The sequence below is a fragment of the Streptomyces monticola genome (assembly GCF_042665355.1).
GTDB classification, from domain to species: Bacteria; Actinomycetota; Actinomycetes; order Streptomycetales; family Streptomycetaceae; genus Streptomyces; species Streptomyces monticola.
The window spans coordinates 612,681-634,188 of record NZ_JBHTCF010000002.1; the positions used below are offsets into that span (position 1 = coordinate 612,681).

The following is a 21,508-nucleotide window of genomic DNA, read 5'->3' on the forward strand; positions in this document are numbered from 1 at the left end:
CGCCGACTGCCTACCCCCCTCCCAAGAACGGCGTCAGGTCAGTGCTCGCCGCGGTCGAGGGCGGCGACCTCGCGTACGGCATCGGCGACGGCGCGGAAGTCCTTGCGCAGGATCGCTCCGTGGTTGCTGGGGACCTTCGCACTGATCTGGATGTTCGGGTTGCGTTCGGTGACCGCAGGGAGGCTGGTGCGTATCTGTTCGTGCCCGCCCTGGCTGCCGAAAGACTCCCCTGAGGCGACCACATACCGTGTGGGGACGGTGATGCCGTCAAGGACCGGGCCCAGCTCACGCACGCGGGCGAGCCTGCCCAGCTCGATGTTGCTGTTCGCCATCTCGTCGGCGTTCATCCGCGGAGTCAGACCCGTCGGGCGCAGCAGCGGCATGAACCAGCCCCACCGCCGAAACGCTTTCCGGATCCCCTGTTCCATGTCCTCGGTGAGCCAGTCGTACGGTTGCGCGCCCTCGACCAGGATCGTGCCCACGGCGCGGTCCGGATTGCGGCTGGTCCAGTGGGCCGCGACGAATGCTCCGTAGGACCAGCCCACCACCAGCGCCCGTTCCACGCCTCGGGCCGCAAGGACGGTGTCGACATCCCGGACGGCGGCCTCGAAGGAATAGTCCGCCGAACGCTTCGACTTCCTGCCGCGGGCCCGTTCGTCGTACGTGATGTGCCGCCACCCCGTGCCCAGGTCGGCGATGACCCGCCGCCAATACCCCTGCGTGGCGAACTGGCCGTTGAGGTAGACCACGGCGATGCCGGCGCCGCCGGTGTCGGTGACAGCCAGGGCCGTATCGTCGACCGGCACCATGCCGGTCCACTTGTTACCGGTTGAGGAAGCACTGTTGTTCGTCATGTTCCCTCTCGGGACTCGGGACTCGGGACTCGGGACTCGGGACTCGGGACTCGGAACTCCGGACTCGGGACTCGGAACTCCGGACTCGGAACTCGGAACTCCGGACTCGGGACTTGGCACTCGGATTTCGGCTTGAGCGGCTGGTCGCGCTGCGCCCACTGGCATGCGATGACAGGTGCAGTTGCTACTTCTCGGCTGTGCCGGATTCCCCGCTGATCGATTCCTGGTAGACGTCCGCATAGGTGCGCGAGTCCTTGATCAGGTCGTCGCAGAACGCGGCGACGTCCTCGCCGATGAGTTCCAGGACCCCCTTGCCCGTGGCGGCGCCCTCCTCGAAGAAGTCGACGATCCCGGGGAGCAGGGGCCCGTCGGGCAGGTCGACCGGTCCCACCTTGAACAGGTACTTCTGCATCTCCTTGTAGACGATCTGGTAGTCCGGCGGGAGCGCCTTGACCCGGGCCATGTGCGCCCGCCACTGCTTCTTGCCCTCGATGACGTTCTGGATGCCCACGTCAGCCTCCCAGCCGCTTCAGTTTCCTTGCCACGTTCCTGTTCAACTGCTCGCGCCAGCGGTCGCGATAGGTTCGCGCCCCTTCTCCGCCGGCCAGCGCCGTGCAAAAGCCCTGGATGTCATCGCCGAGCACCTCGTGGACGCTCTGCCCCTCCGCCGCCGTCTCTTCGAGCAGTCCCAGGGCGGCGTCGAGGATCGGCATGAGGTTGCGGCCGGTGAAGTCGCCGTGGGGGAAGAGGTGGGCCTTGATCTGTTCCCACGCCGCCCGGTAGTCGTCCGGCAGGGCCTGGGCCCGGACTTCGAACGCCTTGTATTCCCTGGTGAGATCGCTGCCTGTGATGGTCTCCCAGAAGTTCATCTCCCGCCCTCCTTGAGCCTGTTGATGCGTGATGAGACGTACTGCCACTTCGCCCAGAACTTCGCGAGCTCCTCGCGTCCGGCGTCGTTGAGTGCGTAGAACTTGCGCGGCGGACCGACCTCGGATGGTCGTTTCGTCACCTGGACGAGCTTGTTCCGCTCCAGTCGCAGCAAGATGGTGTACACCGTGCCCTCGACGACGTCGGCGAAGCCGAGCCCGTTGAGCTGACGGGTGATGGCGTACCCGTAGGTTTCCTCACTGCTGATGATTTCGAGCACGCACCCTTCGAGCGTGCCCTTCAGCATCTCCGTCAGGTCGTCCATCGCGAGTCCTCCTCGGGTGCGGCCGTATCGGTACTGCGTGCTACCGAGTACCACTATACGGTACCACCGAGTAGTGGGCGATGGGTGTGATCGGCCTACGCGGATGGGGCTCGGCGATCCACGAAGCGGAGGAAGGGGGGAGGGGGAGGGGGAGCGGTGCAGGCGGCGTTCCTGCAGTGCCGTCCCGGGGCGGGCCCGGTGCGGGACCAAGTCGGCCTTCGCGGGCGATGGTTGGCGCGTTTCGTCTCCGCCGGCCGTGTCTGCAGGGAACGCAGAGGGGCCCCGCAGGCGAGAAGCTCCTCGCTGAACTGCCCCGACTACCCAGCCGGCCGGCAGGTGTGGCAGCGACCAGTGGAACCCGCCGTCTTCAGGAGTTCCTTGCTGGGTGCACTCGGCAGGCTCAGTGGTCGTTGACGAAGCTCACGTAGTAGGAACCGTTTCCGCCCTTGCCCTCGAAGTTGAGCGCTATCCGGGAGTACTCGGCCAGGTTGTGTCTGCCGCCTTCACTGGCCCTGTTCGTGGCACAACTGCCCTTGCCGCCTGCGGCCTTGAGCTTGTAGTGATCGATGTTGTTGTCGTTGTCCATGACCGCGACCCAGGCCGAGTGGCCGTTCGCGGACGTGTCGCAGACGCGGACGATGTCCCCGCGCTCCTCCACGTAGACCTTGACGCCCGTGCCGGAGTACGTGTGGTCCCAGCCGGCAGCGGCACCGGCGGACGGGGCGGTCACGGTGGCCATCCCGGTCAGGGCGGCGGCGCCGAGCAGTGCGGCGGCGGCGCGGCGGCCGAGGCCGGTGCGCTTGGCGGCGAGGGGGGCTGTGGTCATTTGAGACATGGGTCCTCTCGGATCGTTGGCCTGATGGAGTGATCACCTTACGGGGCGGACGCTGTGGGGTCACGCGTGTACCGCCGGCCCAGAACAAGGCTGTTGACCGCGCACAGCGCACAGGGGAGCATGCTGCACGCCGTACGCAGGGTGCAGGCAGTGGTGTGGCAGCGCTTGTTCGTGACGCCGGAGCAATTGTCAATACCTGTGGGTCATGGAGCCGGCGTGAGCCAGGGCCGAGAGCCGGCGCCGGTCACGTGAAGGCTGCCCCGGTTCCCACCAGGTCCAGCACCTCGGCATGCCGGGGCCGAGAAGAGTTCACATGTGTTCGTACCAGGTATGAAATCTGTGGGCGCCGCTGTCTGCGTCCTGGTGACCGGGCTGTGGCCTGGTTGTACGGTGCGACCGTCAGGACGAGGGGTGCCCGGGGAAGCAGCATGGACAGGCCGATCTTGAACGATGGGCTGCGAGCCCGCCTTAGTGGATGGCAGACCCAACGCAAGGTCGGCACCCCGCGCCTCCCCGCGATACCCGACATCGCATCCGAGTCCGTGACCTGCACCGCTTGACGATTACATCCGTCGTGCGGAGATGGATCCAGTGCTCGGCCGGGAAGTCGTAGAACGCGAGAAGATGCCGGACGCGTACGGAGGCCGACTCCGTGTGCACGTCGACGTGTTCCTGCGCGGGAGAACGGCGGGCGCCGGTGCGGCGGGCCAGGCGGTGGCCGAACTGTACGACTGCATCAGCGAGTTGCTCGCGGAGCGGGGCAAGGGCGCGGCGACCGTGGACGCCCTTCGCGACAAGGGCTGGCGGATCCCGGCTGTGCGATCAGTCGTCGGCGGTCACGTCTTTCAGAGCGTCGAAGGTGTCCCGTACGAGATGGGGGAGGCCCGGCGGGTCGGGCTCGTTGACCCAGTGCGCGAACGCGGTCTTGAAGACGGCGACGCCCGCTTCGGCGGCGAGGCTCGCGTGCGGTTCCGGGACGCCGCGGCGGCGGAGCGCGTCGGCGAGCGCCGCGGCGACGGAGGCGAGTTTGATCAGCTCGCGTTCCTGGAGTTCGGTGTGAGCGGCGATGACGGCCTGCCGGCGCTGGATGGTTTCCCTGCGCTCCTGGAACTGCTCCGCCGCGGACTGGAGGGTGGCGGAAACGGCATCGAGCGGCGCCGCGTCGCCCGGCACCTCGGCGAGGGCGGCCACGAGGGCTTCCTGCAGGGCGTTCGAGGGGAACAGGACCTCGCGCTTGTCGGCGAAGTGGCGGAAGAACGTGCGCTCGGTGAGCCCCGCCCGCTGCGCGATCTCCTTGACGGTGGTCGCGTCGAATCCGCGCTCGCTGTAGAGCTCCAGTGCCGCCTGTTCCAGGCGTCCGCGCGCGTTCGGTTCCCATCGGGCCATGCCTGCGATCGTACGTGATGTCAGTTGCTGCCATCGCGTGTAAACTGATGTCAGTAACTGTCATCACTGCTGTCGTATCCCATGGCTCCACTGGCAGTGGTGTGTACGAGGAGGTCTTGCTGATGCGTGTCTTCGTTACCGGTGCGTCCGGCTGGATCGGCTCCGCCGTCGTGCCCGATCTGATGGACGGCGGCCACGAGGTCGTCGGCCTCGCCCGTTCGGATGCCTCGGCCGAGGCGCTCACCGCGGCCGGGGTGGAAGTGGTCCGCGGCAGGCTCGAGGACCTCGACACCTTGAGCGCGGCCGCCGCGGCGGCGGACGGCGTGATCCACCTGGCCTTCAACCACGAAGTCGCCTTCGCGGGCGGCAACTTCAAGGGTGCCGCCGACGCGGACCGCGCCTCCGTCGAGGCCATGACCAAGGCCCTGCCGGGCACGGACAAGGCCTTCGTCCTCGCTTCCGGCACACCCGTCGAGGCCGGACGCGTGGCGACCGAGAACGACGGGCACGACGTACCGCCGGCCGACGCCGTCTCGCCGGAGGCCGCCGGTGCGGTGGCCCGGATGGCCACCGCCGAGTACGTGCGCGCCCTCGCTGAGCAGGGAGTGCGCTCCTCTGTCGTGCGCCTGCCCCGCACCAACCACGGCGAAGGCGACAAGGGCTTCGTCGCGCACCTGGTCGCCACCGCCCGCGACAAGGGCGTCGCCGGTTACTACGGCGACGGCACCAACCGCTGGCCCGCCGTCCACCGCCTGGACTCCGCGCACATGTTCCGCGTCGCGCTGGAGAAGGCCCCGGCGGGAACCACGCTGCACGCCGTCGCCGACGAGGGCGTGGCCCTGCGCGACATCGCCGAGGTCATCGGCCGCCACCTGAATGTGCCGACGGCCGCCATTGCACCCGAGGAGGCAGGCGAGCACTTCGGCTGGCTGGCCCCGATCCTCGCCGGCGACCAGCCCGCCTCCAGCACACTGTCGCGCGAACTGACCGGATGGGAGCCGACCCAGGCCGGCCTCCTGGCCGACCTCGATGAGGGCCACTACTTCCGTACGGCCTGACGGCGGAACGCGGGGACGGCGAGAGCTCCGGAAGCCCCCGGCCATCGCCGCCGCCAGCGCCGCCCGCTACTTCGGCCCTGGACTCGCCGGCGGCGGGACAGGAAGGTGTGCCGTGCGCGAGGGATCCAACGCCCGTTTGTGCCCCGGACGGTGAGGTGCCGTCAGCCCAACCGCTTCCCGGAGCGCCCTGTCGCGCCGCCTCGCCCCTCCTCAGGAGACGAGGTGCACCGTGCCGTCCCGGGCACCGTCAGGGGGCGGTGTCGTGTGGGTGGGGGAGTGTGAGGGTGAAGGTCGTGCCGGGGTGGGGGTGGTCGGAGTGGGCGGTGAGGGTGCCGTGGTGGCGTACGGCGATGTCGCGGGCGATGGCGAGTCCGAGGCCGCTGCCGCCTGTGTCGCGGGCACGGGCCTCGTCGAGGCGGGTGAACCGTTCGAAGATGCGCTCGCACTCGTCCGGGGTCAGGGGGGTGCCGTCGTTGTGGATGCTGACGGTGTGGGTCCGGCCGTTGTCAGTGATGTCCAGGACGACGGCGGTGCGTGCGTGGCGTACGGCGTTGTCGAGGAGGTTGCGCAGCAGCCGGTGGAGCTGTGCTCCGTCGCCGCGGACGGGGGCCTGGTCAGGGCTGCTGTGCAGGGCGACGGGGTGACCGCGGTGCTGATACTCGTGGACGAGTTCACCGGCGAGGCCGGCCAGGTCGACGAGGGAGTGCGCGGCGGGCTGGTCGGGGCGGGCCAGCAGGAGCAGGTCTTCGGTGAGGGTGTCGATACGTCGGGTTGCGGCCAGGGCGTCGCGTAGCGCCTGGTGGGGGTCGATGGTGTCGGGGTGGGCGAGAGCGGTTTCGAGTTCGTAGCGCAGGGCGGCGATGGGGGAGCGCAGTTCGTGCGAGGCGTCGGCGACGAAGCGGCGCTGGCGTTCCACGGCGCTCTCCAGCCGGTCCAGGGTGGTGTTGGTGGTCAGTGCCAGGCGGCGGACGTGGTCCCGGGCGTCGGGGACGGGGACGCGGCGGTCGAGGCTGGTGTCGGTGATCTCGGCGACCTCCTGCCGGATCGCCTCGACCGGACGCAGGGAGCGGCGTGCGGTGGCCCAGGCGACGGCGGCGACCAGCAGCGCGGCGAGGGGCGCGGCGATCGTGAGCGGCGTGTGCAGGGGAGCGGTGGCCTGATCGACGCCGTCGGTGAGGGTGAAGACGTACAGGGTGGAGCGGCACGACCCGTCGGGTTCGGTGGGCCGGTCGCACACGCGGGCGGGTGCGTGTACGGCGGTGGCGAAGACGGTCATGGTGCGGTGGGCCATTTCGTGGGCCTGCCGGTGGGCGAGGAGAGCCTGCTGCTCGGGGGAGGTGTCGCTGCTGGGGGGCGGTTTGAGCGTTCCGTCGGGCTCGTGGAAGCGCTCGCGGTCGTGTTCGTCGACCGCGCCGACGTGGACGGTGTGCTGCTGCGGGCTGGCGGTGGTCCGCCGTGGGGAAGGCGGGAGTGGGGGCGGGGGCAGCAGTTCCGTGAGGTTGGCGAGGTCCTGGGTGCCGCCGGTCGCGGCGATGGTGCGGCCGGTCCGGTCGATCTCGACGAGGGGCCAGTTGCGTAGGGGGTCGGTGAGGGCTTCGTTGCCGTCGGCCGCCTGGGCGGCCAGTTGCACGGACAGTTCGAACGCCCGCTCCACAGCCCGTCCGCTGGCGTCCGCGCGGACGTGCTGGAACAGCCACCACGCCCCGCTGCCGAACAGTACGAGGGCGGCCATGCCCGCCACGATCGCGATCCGCGCTTGTCCGGGCAGGGCACGGAGCAGTGTCGATGCGCGGCGTGGCGGATGTGTCCGGCCGGTCGTCACGGCTGGTCCCGGAGTGTGAGGCGGTAGCCGTAGCCGCGGACGGTTTCGATGCTGTGGGTGCGGAAGGGGGCGTCGATCTTCTTGCGCAGGGCGGAGATGTAGACCTCCACGATGGCGGTGCCCCCGGTGTAGGCGGGGTCCCAGACCTCGTCGAGGATCGTCTCCTTCGAGACCGGGTGGTCCGGTGTGCGCAGCAGGCAGGTGAGGAGGGCGAATTCCTTCGGGGTCAGGGCGAACTCGGTGGTGCCCCGACCTGCGCGGCGCAGGGTCACATCCGCCCACAGCTCGCCGGCGCGCAGCACGGACCGGCTGGACCGGCTGGTCGTGGCGGTGGCGCTCCGGCGCAGCAGGGCCCGCAGGCGCGCGAGCAGGACCACGGAGGAGAACGGCTTGACGAGGTAGTCGTCGGCACCTGTGTCCAGGCCTTCCGCCTCGTCGTACTCACCGTCCTTCGCGGTCAGCATCAGCACCGGCGTATCGAGGCCCGCGGCGCGCAGCGCGGAGCAGATCCGGTAGCCGTTGAGGCCGGGGAGCATGATGTCCAGGACGATGACCGCGTGATCATCGGTCAGGGCCCGCTCCAGTCCGGTGGTGCCGTCGCGGACGAGTTCGACGCGGTAGCCCTCCGCTGTCAGTCCGCGCCGCAGAGCGGGCCCGAGCTGCGGATCGTCCTCCACGACCAGGATGCCTTCCATACGGTCCAGGCTGTCATGCCGCACCCTTTGTTCCCCTAAGGAAATCTTTGGGTTTCTTAGATCATCTTTGGGCGGTTCATGCAGAGTGTGTCTCCACCGCGCCGGTCAGAGGACGAACGCGACCACGAGTGCCCGCCTGACCCCCATCGAACAGGGCACAACGGCCCGCGTTCCGCCCGGCCCCGCCTCCGCACCCTGATCGCTCAGAAGGCCCCTCATGTTCAGCGCTGCCGCCCGCCCCGCCCGCCCCGTCCGCCCCGCCGATCCCGTCCGCCCTGTCCGCCGAAGCCGCCGTGACCGCGCCCTGCGGCGGCATCGAGCGGCGATCGCGGCGCTCTGCCTCGTCACCGGGACGGCCGTCCTGACCGGCTGCGGGCAACAGCGCGTCACACCGGCCAAGGCACGTGCGCAAGCCGGCAGGAGCGCACTGACCGCAGCGGACTCCACGAGCAACACCGGCGGGGCGCCCGTGGACTGCCGGAAGGCGAAGTGCATCGCGCTGACCTTCGACGCCGGACCCGGCCCCCACACCCCCGAACTCCTGAACATCCTCAAAGCGAAGAAGGTGCACGCCACCTTCTTCCTCCTGGGCAAGAACCACGTCCTCGCCCACCCCGAACTGGTGCGCCGGGAAGCAGCCGAGGGGCACGAGATCGGCAACCACACCTGGACCCACCAGCGCCTCGACGACCTCACCGACGACGGGATACGCGACGAGCTCGGCCGCACCCAGGACGCCATCAAGAAGATCACCGGCAAGGCGCCCACCCTCATGCGACCGCCGCAGGGCGGCACGAACGAATCGGTGGACTCCGTCGCCCGCTCCCTGGGACTGTCCGAAGTCCTGTGGAGCGCCACCGCAAGCGACTACGCCACCACCGACACCCGCTTGATAGGCGACCGAATCCTCGACCAGGCATCCCGCGACGGCATCATCCTGCTCCACGACATCTACGACGGCACCGTCCCCGCCGTTCCCAGGATCATCGACGAGCTCCGCGCCCGGGGATACACCTTCGTCACCGTCCCCCAACTCCTGGCCCCCGCCCGCCCGCAGCCCGGCACCGTCTACCACCCGTGACCGCCCTCTCCACCAGCCGGAGGTGAGCAGCCGTATGCGTATTGCCTTCCTGCTCCACAACGCCTACAGCTACGGCGGCACAATCAGATCCACGTTCAACCTCGCCGCAGCCCTGGCCACCCACCACGACGTGGAGATCATCTCGGTCTTCCGCCACCGTGAGACACCGACCATGGGCGCACCCCCGCGGGTACGCCTGACACCTCTGGTGGACCTGCGCGGCGACTGCGCGTCCTACGACGGCGACGATCCCCGCCACGCCCGGCCGGCCCGAGTCTTTCCCCGCGCCGATGGCCGCCACCGGCAGTACAGCCACCTCACGGACGAGCGCATCGGCCGCTGCCTGGCCCGCCTGGAGGCGGACGTCGTCGTCGGCACCAGGCCAGGACTGAACGTGCACATCGCCCGCCAGGCACCCCCCGCCCTCATCCGCGTGGGGCAGGAACACCTCACTCTCTGCGGCCATGGCCGGCGTATGCGCCATGAGATACGCCACCGCTACCCCTCGCTGGACGCGCTCACCACCGTGACCGAAGCCGACGCGGACGCGTACCGCCAACTCGGCCTGCCCCACGTGCGCGTGCAAGCGATCGCCAACAGCGTCCCTCCCAAGACCCCAGGACCGGCCGACCACACCAGCAAGGTCGTCGTGGCGGCCGGACGGCTCGTCGCGGTCAAACGCCACGACCTCCTCATCAAAGCCTTCGCTCATGTCGCCGCCGCCCACCCGGACTGGCAGCTGCGGATCTTCGGCAGCGGCGACAGCACCGGCAACGAGCACAGTGCCCTGGCCGCCCTCACCGACAGCCTCGGGCTGAACGCCCACGTCGTCCTCAACGACCATGTCGACGCCCTGGAGGCCGAGTTCGCGAAGGCGTCCATAGCCGTCTCGTCCTCCGACCGGGAGTCCTTCGGCATGACCATCGTGGAAGCCATGCGCTGTGGCCTGCCCGTCGTCGCCACCGACTGCCCCCTGGGGCCGCGCGAGATCATCACCGACGGCGTGGACGGACGACTGGTCCGCCCCGGCGACACCGAAGCCCTCGCCGCTGCGCTGTGCGGACTCATCGGCGACGCCACCCTGCGGCGGCAGATGGGAGAGGAAGCCTGGCGCAACGCGGACCGCTACGACCCCGGCCGCATCGCCGAGCAACACCTCGCCCTCTACCGGGACTTGCTCAGGCGCGGCCCACGCCATCGCCCGCCAAGGCCGCTGCAGGAGGCCGCCCACCGGGCGCGCACCGCCGCCATCGACACGGCGCACACCCTGCGCTCCACCGCACGCGGAGCGGTGAAACGCAACCGCGCCGACTGATCCGCCGCGCCAACTGATCCGCGGGCATCGGACCGTGTGCCGGTAGCGGACACTTCCGGCCGCTGCACGCCTCCTGGCGGGAGTCAGCGGCTGACGCCGGGCCGCGGCAGTTTCAGATTCAGCGGGCCGCAGCCCAGGCGTGCGGCCTCGGCCTCGACGTAGCGGGGGAAGAGGGTGCGCAGCTGCGCGCTCGTCTCGCCGTTGGTGGTCTGCACGAGGAACACCGTGTCGCCCGCCTGGCAACGGGCCCGGAAGACACCGCGGTTGGGGCCGAGGCCGCCGTAGCCGGCGGCGGAACGGACACGCTCGCCCTCGTCAAGCGTCATCCTCGTGAAGATGCCGGCAAGGCGTGGGTCCTCGACGGTCATCAGACGCTGCCTGGGCCGGGAGCCGCTCATGTCCCGGTCGCAGGTACGCACGGGGCCGCGCCCGTCGGTGATCATGGGGTAGTGGTCCGGCTTGCGGTTCCTGCCCAGGGTCAGGCCCTTGATGCCGCAGATCGCGTCCGGCTTCTCGGCATGGGTGTAGCGGGCGGCCTTCGGCAGGCGTGCGACCGGATCGGCGATCGTGCCGGTGCAGCCCAGCTCCGCGCTGACCTTGTTGACGAGCTTGACCACCATGCGGGCCAGCGCGTCCCGCTCCTTGGTGCGCGGCTCGATGTCGCTGAGCCAGCCGCCGTGGGCGATGTCCACGATGGTGGGTCCGTCGAACTCGCCGGGGCGGCCCAGACAGCCGTCCGGGATCGCGAGCCAGGCGCGGGTGTCCGAGGCCATGCCGAGCAGGCCGCCGCCGAGTGGGGTGAGACTTGCGGAGAGGAACTCGTCCGCCCACTGGCTGTCGTCGCCGCTGCGGTCGTCGAGGCGGTGCACCCGGGCGGTGAGTGCCCATGCGTCGCCGTCGCTGTTCGTCAGATGGCAGCTGCCGGAGGGACCGCTCGTTGAGTCTTTGCCGTGCAGTACGGGCACCTCGGCCGCCTCGACATCCTGCGGCTCGCGGAATGTCGGATCGAGGTCGTCGCGGGACAGTGCACCCCAGCACAGCTCGTCCGGCGCGAACGGCCCCGCCTGCACCTGCCAGGCCACGCCGCCGACGCCGAGCAGCACCCCGGCCAGGCCCGCCGCGAGCAGGGGCCGGACCCGGCCGCGCAGCAGCCGGCGCCAGTGCCACCGGCGGCTCCGTTGGCTGAGCAACTCCCGGTCGGCGGGCAGAGGTCGCCGGTAGCGGTTAGGTCTGTCCTCGGTTCCGGTCATCGGGCGGCTCTCTTCGGGGCGATGGGGGCGCAGCCCAGGCGGGCAGCGACCGCGTTGGCGAAGGCAGCGAGATGGCCGGGGTCGGTGGAGGCGCCCATCAGGAAGGTGGCGGGCCGCCCGGCGCAGTCGGCCCTGACGATCGAGTGGTTCTCGCCGAGGGTGCCGGTGCCGCGCCAGCCGCGGACCGCGGGGCGGTTGCCCGTGAGACTGTCGAAGACCGCGGCCAGCCGGGGCTGCGCGACCATCGCCAGGTCAACGGCCGGGATGCCGTCGCGATCGCCGGCAACGCTGCATGTCTGCAGGTCGCGGGTGACCACACCGGTCTGGTGGTAGAGGTCCTCGGTGTCGAAACGCAGGCCGCGGATGCCGCAGAGGTCGTCAGAGGAGGTGAAGACGCGCTCCCTCCTGCCCGGCAGGTCGTAGACCGGCGAGCTGACCTTCAGCGGCTTGTCCGGCGCGCAACCAGCGGCCGCCATCCCGCGGTTGGCCGCCGCGACGAGCAGCACGGCCGCCTGCTGGGCTCCGCCCAGGTCGGCCGGATCCTCCTGGGTGTAGGAGGGGCCGCTGGCGTAGGTGCCGTATGCCTGCATGGTGACGACGGTCGGCCTGCCGTCCTTTGCGTCGCAGGATTTCGGGAGCACCAGCAGACCGCCGCGTGCGTTCACCGTGCCCGGCAGGCCGTCCGGCAGCGCGACCATGTCGGCACCCAGGTAGTCGTCCTGGATCATGGAGAGCCGGGCCTCCGCGGCGGTGGGAACCGGCCCGTAGGTGACGGACACCCGCTGGCTGATGGAGACCTTGTCGCCGTCGTAACTGCTCTTGTAGTTGCTGGCGATGGTGACTTCACAACTACCGCTCGGACGCTCGTGGGTGGGCAGGCTCTCCGTGCCGGAGCGTGAGCCGTCGTCACCGTCGCCGAAGGCCGCGTCGCCGAGGAAGTCCGGACCGCTGTCCCGTTCCCAGGCACCCCAGCAGTAACGGTCCTTGGGCCATGGCCAGCTGTCCGCCGCCCACGTGCCGAACCCAGTGCCCGCAAACGCGAGCACCAGCGCACCTGTCAGCACCAATCGGCCACGCCTGCTGCGTGGCAACGCCCGGCGCAGCCGCCCGGCAGCCACAGGCGCCTCATCTGTCTCACTCACCCCGTGATCCCCTCCGGCGGGGGAGTGTACCCGTGCCCACAGGCCGCCCCGGCGGCGGGGAACTCTCCGTCCAGCAGCCAGTTGTTCCGGGCGGGTGACGGGAAGCCCGTGGGGGAGGGTGCGGCTCCCGGCAGGGAGGGTCGGCCATGCCGCGATCACCGCCTCCGAGACCCTGCCGGGGTGCGCCGAGGCCACCCGGTGCCTTCCTGGCGGACAGGCGCCCTACGCAGAACACCTATGAGCGAGACAACGCATCCCTCACGCGCACCCGGCCTGTCCGACTGGCTGAAGGCCCGGTCCCGGCAGTTCACCGACTGGTGCCAGAAGGGGCAGTGGGTTCGCTGGCAGTTGAACTACCGATTCTCCAGTGCCATGGGAATCCGCGACTGGTGGTACTGGCTCGACACGTTCAACATCGCATACGGTCCGGTTGACCAGGATGTCTTCCTGTCGGAACCGAATGCGCTGATCGACGAGTGTGGCCCGCTCCGCTAGCGGTAGGAATCTCTGTCAGTCCCCGTCCGGCAGGGCCACGTCGGGGAGTTCCGCCAGGCGCCACACCTCGTTGTTGAGCGAAGAGCCGAAGCACCACCGGCGGACGGCCGACGCATAGCGACGAGGAATCAACCAAAAGCCGTCCGGGCGAAGAGTCGAAGGGCCACCGCGTCCGCACCCGTTACGACAGGGGTGCGGACGCGGTGCGGCACCCGTGGGCGCGGTGTGCAGTGTCAGTCCTGGCGGACGATGTCCGTGCCGGGTCCGCCGTACAGGGCGTCGTCGCCGCTGTTGCCGTAGACGGTGTCGTTGCCACTGTTGCCGTACAGGGTGTCGTTGCCCCTGCCGCCGTAGAGGAAGTCGTTGCCGGTTCCTCCGGTGATCCTGTCGTTGCCGTCGCCGCCGGACAGGCTCTGCCGCGCGTCCCCGCCGTGGATCAGGTCATCGCCCGATCCGCCGTCGACGGCGCTCTCGGAGCCGGACGAGTAGACCGTGTCGTTGTCGTTGCCGCCCTGGGCGATGCTGCCGCCCGCGGCGCGAATGGTGTCCTTGCCGCCGCCGCCGAGCACCACGGCGAACTGCCCCACCGTGAGGGTGTCGTCGCCCGTGCCGCCGGTGACACCGTTGCCGTCGACGCGGCCGGTGTGGGTCAGAGTGTCCTTGCCGTCACCCAGGTCGAGCGAGGCGAAGTTGTACGTCTGGTCGGTGGCGTTGTCGTAGGTGACGGTGTCGTCGTTGTCGCCGAGGGCCACCTTCAAGGTGGCGTACGGGTCCTGGCTCTCCAAGGTGGGTACCGTGCAGGAGACCTTGGTGCGGTCCGCGCCGTCGGGGTGGGAGCAGCTTTCCCCCACGTCGATTGTGACGTCGTCGTCGATGACGTAGGTGATGTCCGTGGAGCCGTCGGCTCAGGAACAGCGGAGAACTCAACCCGGCGCCGAGAGCCAGTGTCAGTGCCGACGCGGTATGCAGATGACGGCGGCTGACGAAGTGAAAGGGCATTGCAGGACCTCCATGAGGCGGATGTGCATCCTTGCCGATGAAGGTGACCCCCGGGATTTGCGTCGGGTTGTGTCCGGGCTTGTGCGGAGCGTCTGCGTGAACTCCGGCCATGAGTGACGGACAGGTCACCTGCCAGGGATGCCTGCCCGCAGTTCAGCGGCCTGTTGACTCTGCTTAAGGTGCGCGTCAGCGTAAATTCATCACCGTGGGGCGGTCATGCCGCACCCACATGACGGGCTCGGGCCCCGGGCCTCAACCACCCTTGCTCGTAAGGCCATAGGCCGCTTCCCGGCCGTCCGTAGAGCACGCATCGGGCTGTCAGTAGCCGCGCCAGACGTTGTCGAACGCCGCATCCTCGATCGCCTTGCGCTGCCGTACCGCTTGGAGTTCCTGTACGGCATCCCCGACGGCGGCAAGGACCGCTGCGACCGCGTCGTCGGCGAGCTCTTGGGTGTCCTCGGCCGGCTCGTCGCGGAATCCGGCAGCGGACGCCAGGGCGGCGAGCACGGGTTCACCCGTGGCCCAGCGGTCCTCGGCCCGGCGCCGGGCCTCCGAGTCGACCAGCTCCGCACGTTCGTTGCGCCTGCTGCGCAGCGGACTGTGCCGACCCTGCGGCCTGGCCGTGAGGCCGGCCCGCTCCAGCTCCTCGGTGTACGCCGCGGAGAGCCCGCGGCCCCGGCGCCACAGCCATTCCGTCAGCGGCTCGTACGGTTCCTGTCTCAGGACCGCCCCGGCCGCCTCCTCCAACAGCCGGTGCCCCGTGGGTGCTTGGGCGCCCGGCACGATGCGGTCGCCCTCCACGGTCAGGGCGTCGGCCTCGGCGAGGTCGAGCACCTCGGCGCCCGCGAGTGCGAGCGACAAGTCGCCCTGTTCCACGGGCAGTTCGGGCGTCACGTGCAGGGCGACGATCGCAAGGTCCTGTGCGGTGGTCAAGAGCGGCTCCAGGTCAGCTGGTTGTACGTTCCAGGGACGGGAACTGTCCCTATGTCTCTGGGTAGGACGGATTGAAGGGGTGACGGGTACCTATGGTGACCGAGGGATGTGTGTCCTGGCCATGACGGCCGGGCATCCCGGGGCGATTCTCCCCGCACTTTGGGTGGTGTGTGGCCCGTTACTGCCATGTGGTGCCGGAATTCGGGCATCCGACCGGGCCCCCTACTTGCCGCTGTCGCCGGGGTCAAGCCTTACTCGGGTCCGCGATGGTCCGCGATGGTCCGCACCGGCGCCGGCTCGAGAGGTGGCCGTGAGGGCGGCCTCGGCACGTACATCCGCCGTAGCGGAACCGTCTGCCGGCGGCAGGAAGTCGGCGTTGCCGGGGCTGGTCATGAGAAGGTGCGACTGGATCCGGAACAGGGGGAGTTGTGGGGCTGGCCTACGGCTACGACATCTATCTGCGTCCTCGCAGTGTCGCCAGGGCGCTGGCCAATCTGTCCGGACGGGCGCCACCGGCCCGTGCAGTGGCGCCACTGGAAGTCACCCTGCCCGGCGGTGACCGGCTCGTCCTGCCGTTCACTTCCCAATTCAGGAGCGAGCCGGTCGACTGCTCCACGAGCAGCGCCTTCGAGCTCGACCTGTCTCTCATGTTCGACGTCGACGACGCACTGCGCGGGTACGCGCAGACGAACGGTACGGGGACCGGGGCGGACGGGCGCATCCAGATCGGGTACATCTGCGCGACGATCCGGTTCGAGTCCCTCCTGCACCCTGGCTACGCCTCGGTGGAATGCTGGGCCGCGACGTCGGGGATGAGCCGCATGTTCGCGCGGTCGGCCGGCGTCCGGAAGGTGTTCACCGACCTCACCGCCGACAGCGGCGGAGCGTGCTGCCTGTTCGACACCGGTGACGGAGCTCCCCAGCAAGTGTGCTGGCTCAACGGTGAACCCCTTCAGGAGATGGTTCCCGGTCCCCGCTTCCCGGACCGGCGTGCGCTGGTGGCGACCTGGGCCCATCCCGAGAAGTGAGCACCGGTACGCCACGTTGACACCGTCGGCCGGCGTTCCGGCGTGGCTCAGGCGCAGCGGTCTCCCGCCGGTCACAGAATCACGGCGTCGGCCAGCGTGCGCCACTCCCTTCATGGCAGGGTCCGGGACAGCTGTTCCGGGCTCAGCTGCAGATTTCGCCGGAGGATCCCTGTGAGCAGGCAGGGGAGTTCCGCGACGAGGTCGGCCGTGATGACTTGGATCGCGACGCGATCGGCTCCTGCGGCGAGAAATTCGTCGACCGGTTGCGCACGGTGGTCTCGTCGCCGATGGAGACCAGGGCGTCGATGAGCCGGTCGCTTCCGCCGTCGCGCACATCTTCGTCCGTGAAGCCCGGTCGGCGAAAGTTCCGTTGATAGGTGGAGAGGCCGAGGTGGGCCGTGAGGTAGGCACGAGCTGTTGCACGGCCGCGTCGGCGGTCGGTGTCGAGTACGACCATCAGTTCCGGGGCGAGCAACGCCTGCGGGCCGAGGACCGGCGCCGCCGCGGCCTCGGCCGAACTCCTTGCCGACCGGATACGGGTGCTGGGCCCGGACCACTCCCTCACCCGAGGCCAGCTCGTTGATCCATTGAGAGGAATACCGGCCAGCGGTCGCGCGCGGCAGGATCAACCCCTTGCATGCCTGTGGGCCTGTGGGCCTGTGGGCCTGTGGGCAGGGAACGCGGCCCGGACCGGTCAGGACGGCCCCGGGCCGGAGGTCCACACGGTGCCGCGGGCCTCGTACTCCAGCATGGTCTCCAGGCCGAGTGCGGCATCGACGCCCAGTTCGCGGCGGACCAGCCGCAGCGCCAGGTCCAGGCCCGAGGTGACGCCACCGGCGGTGACCAGGTCGCCGTCGTCGACGACCCGCGCCTTCTTCAGCACACCGCCCTGCTGTTCGAGGTCGGTGCGGGCCTTGTGGTGGGTCGTGCACGGGCGGCCGCGGGTGACACCGGCGGCGGAGAGGAGCATCACGCCGGTGCACACGGCGGCGAGGGTCAGCCCCGGTCGGCGGGCCTCGGCCAGTGCGCGAGGCAGGGCGCCCCGCTGGATCTCGGCCCAGACGCCCGGGGCCTCCCGGCGTGCATACCCACCGCCGGGTACGACGAGGACGTCCGCCTCCTCGGGAGCCAAGGCGTGGCCGACGCGGAGTGTGGTGCCGTAGGCGGCCGTGATGGTGCGAGGGCCGTCGAGGGCGACATAGCGCACCTCGACGTCTCGGTCGGTGAAATGGTCCGCGGCGGAGAGCACTTCGTACGGCGCGGCGATGTCGAGCTCCTCGACGCCTTCGAAGAGCACGACCTGCACGCGCAGGGGGTGACGGGAGCCGGGGCCGGAGGGTGCGGCCGTCGTGGGCGCGGCGGTCGCGCCGGTGGGGAAGCCGGTCGCGAGGCCGGCCGCGCCGAGAGCGGTGGCGGTGCGCAGCAGAGTACGTCGGTTCACGTGAGTCTCCTGTGTTCGTGGTGTGTGTGGGGGGGGGCGGACGGATCGGTTGAAGGGGGCAGCGGGCAGTCGGCAGTGGGCGAGCGGTCCGTGCGCGAGGCAGGGCGGCGTCGGGTCGTACGGGGTCTCCCGCGAGTGGGCGCGGCCGTGCGGGTGTCCGAGGAGTCAGAGGGAGTTGGCGATGCCGGCGGGCATCGCCTGAGGGGTGATCAGCTGTTCGCCGACGACGTACCGGGCGTCGGACGCGACGGTGAGGTTGCCGCGCGCCGCAGGCGTCTCCCCGTATGGCCGGGGGCGATCTTGCGGCCGCGTAGAGGAGGAGGGCGCCGGTGCCGCTCGGCGCTGTCGGGCCCTTCGCGCAGCGCGGCACGGTGGACGTGGACAAGTCGTTCGTGTCGGGTACAGCGCGTCGGGGCGGCGGGGGAGCCGGGATAGGGGGAGAAGGCCGCCGTCGCCGGGGCGAACGGAGCGCCGGTCACGCGCTGTTCACGATGCCGCGGCGCTCGTACTCGAGGACTTCCTCGGTCAACAGCGCCGTGTCCGGGCCGAGGAACCGCTCGACCAGCCAGATGCCCAGGTCGATACCGGAGGTGACACCTCCGCAGGTGACCAGGTCTCCGTCGTCGACGACCCGGCCGCCGACAACGCGGCCCCCCTGCGCCCGGAGGTCCTCCAGAGCGACGTGATGCGTCGTGCAGGGGCGCCCGTCCGTCAGGCCCGCGGCGGACAGCAGCATGGTGCCGCTGCACACCGCCGCCAGGACCAGACCGTCCCGGCGGGCCGCCGCCAGCGCGCGCGGCAGGATGCCGCGACGGATCTCCCGCTGGATGCCGGAGCCGTCGCCGTAGCCCGCACCGGGGACGATGATCACGTCGGCGGAGCGCGGTGCCCAGGCGTCCCGGCAGACGATCTCCATGCCTGCTGCCGTCGTCACCCGACGGGAGCCGTCAACGGTGACGAAGGACTGCGCGAGGCGGTCCTCGCCGACGATGCCGAACACCTCGATGTGGCCGGCGAAGTCCTGTTCCTCCACGCCGTCGTAGAGCACGGTGTGCACACGCAGCGGGCGCGCGGGACGCGGTTGTGCGGACGGGGAAGGCATGACGGGACCTCCGTGAGGACGCGAGGGGGTGGTCCCCGGAGGAGGCCGGGGAGCGAGAACGCGTCCAGTCTTCCGGCGGCCGGTGATCGACGACACCGGCACGCGTGCCTCTGGTGCGCAAGATACGGCCAGTTGGGCCGACTCCAGCACACCGTCACTGACGGAATGCGGCCCGGTACGCGGACGGTGTCGTGCCGACCTGACGTGCGAAGTGGTGGCGGAGCGTCTCCACGGACCCGAAGCCGGTCGCCTCGGCGACTCTCGTCAAGGGCAGCTCCGTCGTTTCCATGAGCTCCCTGGCACGCTGGACGCGCTGCGCGAGCAGCCAGCGCAGCGGTGTCGTGCCGGTCTGGGCGCGGAAGTGCCGCGCCAGACTGCGCCTGCTCATCATCGCGTGCGCGGAGATGTCGGCCAGGGAGAGCGGCTCGCTCAGCTTGCCGCGCATCCACTCCAGCGTTTCGCCGAGGTCGGCGGAGTCGGCTTCGGGCGCGCGGTACTCGATGAACTGGGCCTGGCCGCCGGTGCGTTGAGGAGGCATCACCAGCATCCGGGCGGCGTCCGCGGCGACAGCCGCACCGTGGTCACGGCGGACCATGTGCAGGCACAGGTCCAGGCCCGCGGCGATGCCGGCCGAGGTGAGCACCTGTCCCTCGTCGACATAGAGGACGGACGGGTCGACGCTGGTGCCGGGGAACCGCTCGGCCAGTGCGTCGGCGAACCGCCAGTGTGTCGTCGCTCTGCGGCTCTCCAGAAGTCCGGCATGCGCGAGGGCGAAGGCCCCGGTGCAGATGGAAGCGATCCGCGCGCCCTCGGCCGCCGCTTCACGCAGCAGTCGTAGTGCACGGGGGTCCGGCGTGCGTTCGACGGGGATGCCGGGGACGATGACCGTATCCGCGCCACGGACGTCGTCCCAGCTGTAGGCGGAGGACACGCGAAATGGCTCCGTGGGCCCTGCCGTTGCCGCCATGTCACGGTCGACGCATACGCGGACATCGTAGGCGGGCGAGCCGTCGGGACCGGTGACGAGCGCGAACACCTGGCAGGGTATGGCGAGATCGAAAGCCGACACCCCGTCGAGGGCGAGAACCGCAACTACGTGCATACGCCCGGAGCGTACGCCATGGCCGCGACCCGTCGGCGGCCGCGCCGCAGTCCGCTCCGGTCGCCCTCACGAAGGCTCCGGTGGGCGGTAGTTGTCGCAGTGCGGGATCACCGGCGTACGCGGAGAGGCTTGTCGGCACCTCCCGCCACTGCGCTCCCGCACGAAACCGCCAGATCACACGCCCAGTGCGTCGAGTGACGCGACCGTGCCGGCATCCGGTCGGCACGGTCGAACAGTGAAGGTCGGCGTGGACGACAGGCCATGCCCTCGTTGGGAGGACGGACGGGGTGTTGCTCTCGCTTCCCCCCTCGCCGTGCCGATATCAAGATCGGGCACTCGCTGTGCACCTCCGCCTAGGAACGGATCACTGTGACCTCGATCGCCCTGCGCTGCGCTGCCGGCGCCGCGCTTGCCACCGCACTCATCTACGGCCCCGCCGCTCCCTCGTCGGCCGCGCCGGCCCCGGCTGCCGCCCCCGCGGAATGCCTGTACAACCCTGCCCAGCACACAGGGGCGCCGAAGGACTTGGGGACTCCGTCCGCCAAGCCCGCCCACGCCGGCCCGGTCAAGGCCACGCTCAAGACCAACCGGGGTGACATCAACCTCGACCTGGACGGCGAGAAGGCTCCCTGCGCCGTCAACTCCTTCACGTTCCTGGCGCAGAAGAACTTCTTCGACAAGACGGACTGCCACCGCCTCGCCAACGGGCCGGGCATGAAGATGTTGCAGTGCGGCGACCCGACCGGCACGGGTTCGGGCGGGCCGGGCTACGAGTTCGCCAACGAGAACACGGGCGGTGCCACCTACCCCAAGGGCACTGTCGCCATGGCCAACGAGGGTCCGGACACCAACGGGAGCCAGTTCTTCTTGGTCTACGGCGACTCTCAACTGCCCCCGGACTACACACCGTTCGGAAAGATCACCAGCGGTATCGATCTCCTTGAGGCAGTGGGCGAAGCCGGCGATGACGGCTCGTCCAGCGCGGGCGGCGGCAAGCCCAGGATGAACGTCGGGATCGAGGACGTGGTCATCGCGCAGCCATAGCAACGAGGGTGCACACACCTGCCTCCCTCGGAAAGAGCCGCCCCCGCCGGGCCAGGTGCACGCCCCATGTGAAGGGGCTACTGCGCGCTGGACCGTACAGCCTGCCGAAGAGTCGCCCTTCGACGTCCATCTGGGCGCCGACGCGGTGCGGGCCGTGGGCGGTGGTGGTGATGCCGTGGACCACAGCGCCCTGCTTGGCGTGTCCAACAGCAGGGCGGCTGTGGGCCGTGGTTCCCGGGGCGGCCGAGTTCTGAGCGGTCGCCGTCGGTCGGCGCGGTCGTCTTCGGCCAGCGCCGTGCGGCGGCCGGGACCTTTACTCCCCCAAGGGAGCTGCAGCATCTGCGTGGCTGTGCCAGTCGCGCCATTGCGCGGCGTCGGCGAACCGTGCGCTGGGGAAGGCGGCGGCTCCGCACCGTACGCGGCGGAGCCGGCCCTCGGCCTCGAGCAGGCTCAGGTCCCGGTAGACCGTGTAACGGCTCACGCCGAGTTCCCGCACGAGGTCCTCGACCGGGACGTAGCCCTGGTCGAGGACCAGTCGTGCGAGCTGTTCGCGGCGCTCGGGGGTGTTCAGCACCCGGCCGCAGTCGGCTTCCTGCGGCCCGACAGGGCCATCCGGTTCCAGGTGTGGCGGCGGCCGCGGATCGCGACCGAGTACTCGTACATCACCTCGGGGTCGCACATGCCCGGGATGAAGGAGTCGCCGAAGTGGTGGGCGTCGAAACCCACTTCCTTCG

24 protein-coding genes are annotated in these 21,508 nt (G+C 70.1%); 6 read left to right on the forward strand and 18 right to left on the reverse strand.

The features are described 5' to 3' along the window. Window positions 1-38: 38 nt before the first annotated feature. The 6 genes from ACFQVC_RS08275 to ACFQVC_RS08300 all read right to left on the reverse strand — a co-directional run bounded on the left by ACFQVC_RS08275 (window position 39) and on the right by ACFQVC_RS08300 (window position 4,267). Complete coding sequence (locus tag ACFQVC_RS08275; RefSeq protein ID WP_381828169.1) at window positions 39-854, reverse strand: alpha/beta fold hydrolase; 816 nt, start codon at window positions 852-854, stop codon at window positions 39-41. A 184-nt stretch (window positions 855-1,038) separates the two neighbouring features. Continuing rightward, a complete protein-coding gene (locus tag ACFQVC_RS08280) occupies window positions 1,039-1,365 on the reverse strand; it encodes a DUF1048 domain-containing protein (protein ID WP_381828171.1) in 327 nt (108 codons plus the stop codon). Window position 1,366: 1 nt separating this feature from the next. Then, window positions 1,367-1,723: a DUF1048 domain-containing protein gene (locus ACFQVC_RS08285; RefSeq protein ID WP_381828173.1), complete on the reverse strand. Its 357-nt coding sequence runs from the start codon at window positions 1,721-1,723 to the stop codon at window positions 1,367-1,369. Continuing rightward, window positions 1,720-2,046: a PadR family transcriptional regulator gene (locus tag ACFQVC_RS08290; protein WP_381828175.1), complete on the reverse strand. Its 327-nt coding sequence runs from the start codon at window positions 2,044-2,046 to the stop codon at window positions 1,720-1,722. Before ACFQVC_RS08290 ends, ACFQVC_RS08285 begins: the two co-directional genes overlap by 4 nt. Before the next feature lie 400 nt (window positions 2,047-2,446). Further along, window positions 2,447-2,872: a hypothetical protein gene (locus ACFQVC_RS08295; protein ID WP_381828177.1), complete on the reverse strand. Its 426-nt coding sequence runs from the start codon at window positions 2,870-2,872 to the stop codon at window positions 2,447-2,449. Window positions 2,873-3,703: 831 nt separating this feature from the next. Further along, a complete protein-coding gene (locus tag ACFQVC_RS08300) occupies window positions 3,704-4,267 on the reverse strand; it encodes a TetR family transcriptional regulator (RefSeq protein ID WP_381828179.1) in 564 nt (187 codons plus the stop codon). Between the two features lie 122 nt (window positions 4,268-4,389). Between ACFQVC_RS08300 and ACFQVC_RS08305 the strand changes: the two genes are divergently transcribed. Continuing rightward, window positions 4,390-5,325, forward strand: a complete 936-nt coding sequence (locus ACFQVC_RS08305; RefSeq protein ID WP_381828181.1) for an SDR family oxidoreductase — start codon at window positions 4,390-4,392, stop codon at window positions 5,323-5,325. Between the two features lie 247 nt (window positions 5,326-5,572). Here ACFQVC_RS08305 and ACFQVC_RS08310 read toward each other — a convergent pair whose 3' ends face one another. After that, window positions 5,573-7,057: a sensor histidine kinase gene (locus ACFQVC_RS08310; RefSeq protein ID WP_381828184.1), complete on the reverse strand. Its 1,485-nt coding sequence runs from the start codon at window positions 7,055-7,057 to the stop codon at window positions 5,573-5,575. A gap of 86 nt (window positions 7,058-7,143) precedes the next feature. Next, the gene (locus ACFQVC_RS08315) at window positions 7,144-7,842 is read right to left on the reverse strand and encodes a response regulator transcription factor (protein WP_381828186.1); all 699 of its coding nucleotides are present in this window, start codon (window positions 7,840-7,842) and stop codon (window positions 7,144-7,146) included. Between the two features lie 217 nt (window positions 7,843-8,059). Between ACFQVC_RS08315 and ACFQVC_RS08320 the strand changes: the two genes are divergently transcribed. Together ACFQVC_RS08320 and ACFQVC_RS08325 are read left to right on the forward strand one after the other, a co-directional pair. After that, complete coding sequence (locus ACFQVC_RS08320; RefSeq protein WP_381828188.1) at window positions 8,060-8,923, forward strand: polysaccharide deacetylase family protein; 864 nt, start codon at window positions 8,060-8,062, stop codon at window positions 8,921-8,923. 34 nt (window positions 8,924-8,957) lie between these two features. Beyond that, window positions 8,958-10,238, forward strand: a complete 1,281-nt coding sequence (locus ACFQVC_RS08325) for a glycosyltransferase family 4 protein (protein ID WP_381828191.1) — start codon at window positions 8,958-8,960, stop codon at window positions 10,236-10,238. An 83-nt stretch (window positions 10,239-10,321) separates the two neighbouring features. On the opposite strand, the gene ACFQVC_RS08330 is transcribed toward ACFQVC_RS08325, so the two are convergent. Continuing rightward, window positions 10,322-11,488 (reverse strand): hypothetical protein, encoded by a 1,167-nt coding sequence (locus ACFQVC_RS08330; protein ID WP_381828193.1) that lies wholly within the window; start codon window positions 11,486-11,488, stop codon window positions 10,322-10,324. Next, the gene (locus tag ACFQVC_RS08335) at window positions 11,485-12,534 is read right to left on the reverse strand and encodes a hypothetical protein (protein ID WP_381828196.1); all 1,050 of its coding nucleotides are present in this window, start codon (window positions 12,532-12,534) and stop codon (window positions 11,485-11,487) included. Before ACFQVC_RS08335 ends, ACFQVC_RS08330 begins: the two co-directional genes overlap by 4 nt. A gap of 333 nt (window positions 12,535-12,867) precedes the next feature. Here ACFQVC_RS08335 and ACFQVC_RS08340 point away from each other — a divergent pair, with 333 nt between their 5' ends. Further along, a complete protein-coding gene (locus tag ACFQVC_RS08340) occupies window positions 12,868-13,125 on the forward strand; it encodes a hypothetical protein (RefSeq protein ID WP_381828343.1) in 258 nt (85 codons plus the stop codon). Between the two features lie 233 nt (window positions 13,126-13,358). Here the strand turns inward: ACFQVC_RS08340 and ACFQVC_RS08345 are convergent, their stop codons facing one another. Together ACFQVC_RS08345 and ACFQVC_RS08350 are read right to left on the reverse strand one after the other, a co-directional pair. Then, window positions 13,359-13,976: a calcium-binding protein gene (locus tag ACFQVC_RS08345; protein WP_381828198.1), complete on the reverse strand. Its 618-nt coding sequence runs from the start codon at window positions 13,974-13,976 to the stop codon at window positions 13,359-13,361. A gap of 466 nt (window positions 13,977-14,442) precedes the next feature. Further along, complete coding sequence (locus ACFQVC_RS08350; RefSeq protein ID WP_381828200.1) at window positions 14,443-15,057, reverse strand: GOLPH3/VPS74 family protein; 615 nt, start codon at window positions 15,055-15,057, stop codon at window positions 14,443-14,445. 428 nt (window positions 15,058-15,485) lie between these two features. Between ACFQVC_RS08350 and ACFQVC_RS08355 the strand changes: the two genes are divergently transcribed. Beyond that, window positions 15,486-16,085 carry a hypothetical protein gene (locus ACFQVC_RS08355; RefSeq protein WP_381828203.1) on the forward strand — a complete coding sequence of 200 codons (600 nt, stop codon included), beginning with the start codon at window positions 15,486-15,488 and terminating at the stop codon, window positions 16,083-16,085. Window positions 16,086-16,227: 142 nt separating this feature from the next. On the opposite strand, the gene ACFQVC_RS08360 is transcribed toward ACFQVC_RS08355, so the two are convergent. The 4 genes from ACFQVC_RS08360 to ACFQVC_RS08375 all read right to left on the reverse strand — a co-directional run bounded on the left by ACFQVC_RS08360 (window position 16,228) and on the right by ACFQVC_RS08375 (window position 19,730). Further along, window positions 16,228-16,650 carry an LLM class oxidoreductase gene (locus ACFQVC_RS08360; RefSeq protein WP_381828205.1) on the reverse strand — a complete coding sequence of 141 codons (423 nt, stop codon included), beginning with the start codon at window positions 16,648-16,650 and terminating at the stop codon, window positions 16,228-16,230. A 129-nt stretch (window positions 16,651-16,779) separates the two neighbouring features. Continuing rightward, complete coding sequence (locus ACFQVC_RS08365; protein WP_381828207.1) at window positions 16,780-17,526, reverse strand: DJ-1/PfpI family protein; 747 nt, start codon at window positions 17,524-17,526, stop codon at window positions 16,780-16,782. Between the two features lie 475 nt (window positions 17,527-18,001). Then, window positions 18,002-18,628, reverse strand: coding sequence for a DJ-1/PfpI family protein (locus ACFQVC_RS08370; RefSeq protein ID WP_381828209.1), 627 nt, complete (start codon window positions 18,626-18,628; stop codon window positions 18,002-18,004). Window positions 18,629-18,782: 154 nt separating this feature from the next. Beyond that, complete coding sequence (locus ACFQVC_RS08375; protein ID WP_381828212.1) at window positions 18,783-19,730, reverse strand: GlxA family transcriptional regulator; 948 nt, start codon at window positions 19,728-19,730, stop codon at window positions 18,783-18,785. Between the two features lie 369 nt (window positions 19,731-20,099). Here ACFQVC_RS08375 and ACFQVC_RS08380 point away from each other — a divergent pair, with 369 nt between their 5' ends. Next, the gene (locus tag ACFQVC_RS08380; protein ID WP_381828214.1) at window positions 20,100-20,774 is read left to right on the forward strand and encodes a peptidylprolyl isomerase; all 675 of its coding nucleotides are present in this window, start codon (window positions 20,100-20,102) and stop codon (window positions 20,772-20,774) included. A gap of 313 nt (window positions 20,775-21,087) precedes the next feature. Here ACFQVC_RS08380 and ACFQVC_RS08385 read toward each other — a convergent pair whose 3' ends face one another. Then, window positions 21,088-21,348 (reverse strand): DeoR family transcriptional regulator, encoded by a 261-nt coding sequence (locus ACFQVC_RS08385; RefSeq protein WP_381828217.1) that lies wholly within the window; start codon window positions 21,346-21,348, stop codon window positions 21,088-21,090. Continuing rightward, window positions 21,342-21,500, reverse strand: a complete 159-nt coding sequence (locus ACFQVC_RS42580; protein ID WP_465270589.1) for a DUF7916 family protein — start codon at window positions 21,498-21,500, stop codon at window positions 21,342-21,344. Before ACFQVC_RS42580 ends, ACFQVC_RS08385 begins: the two co-directional genes overlap by 7 nt. Window positions 21,501-21,508 lie beyond the last annotated feature (8 nt).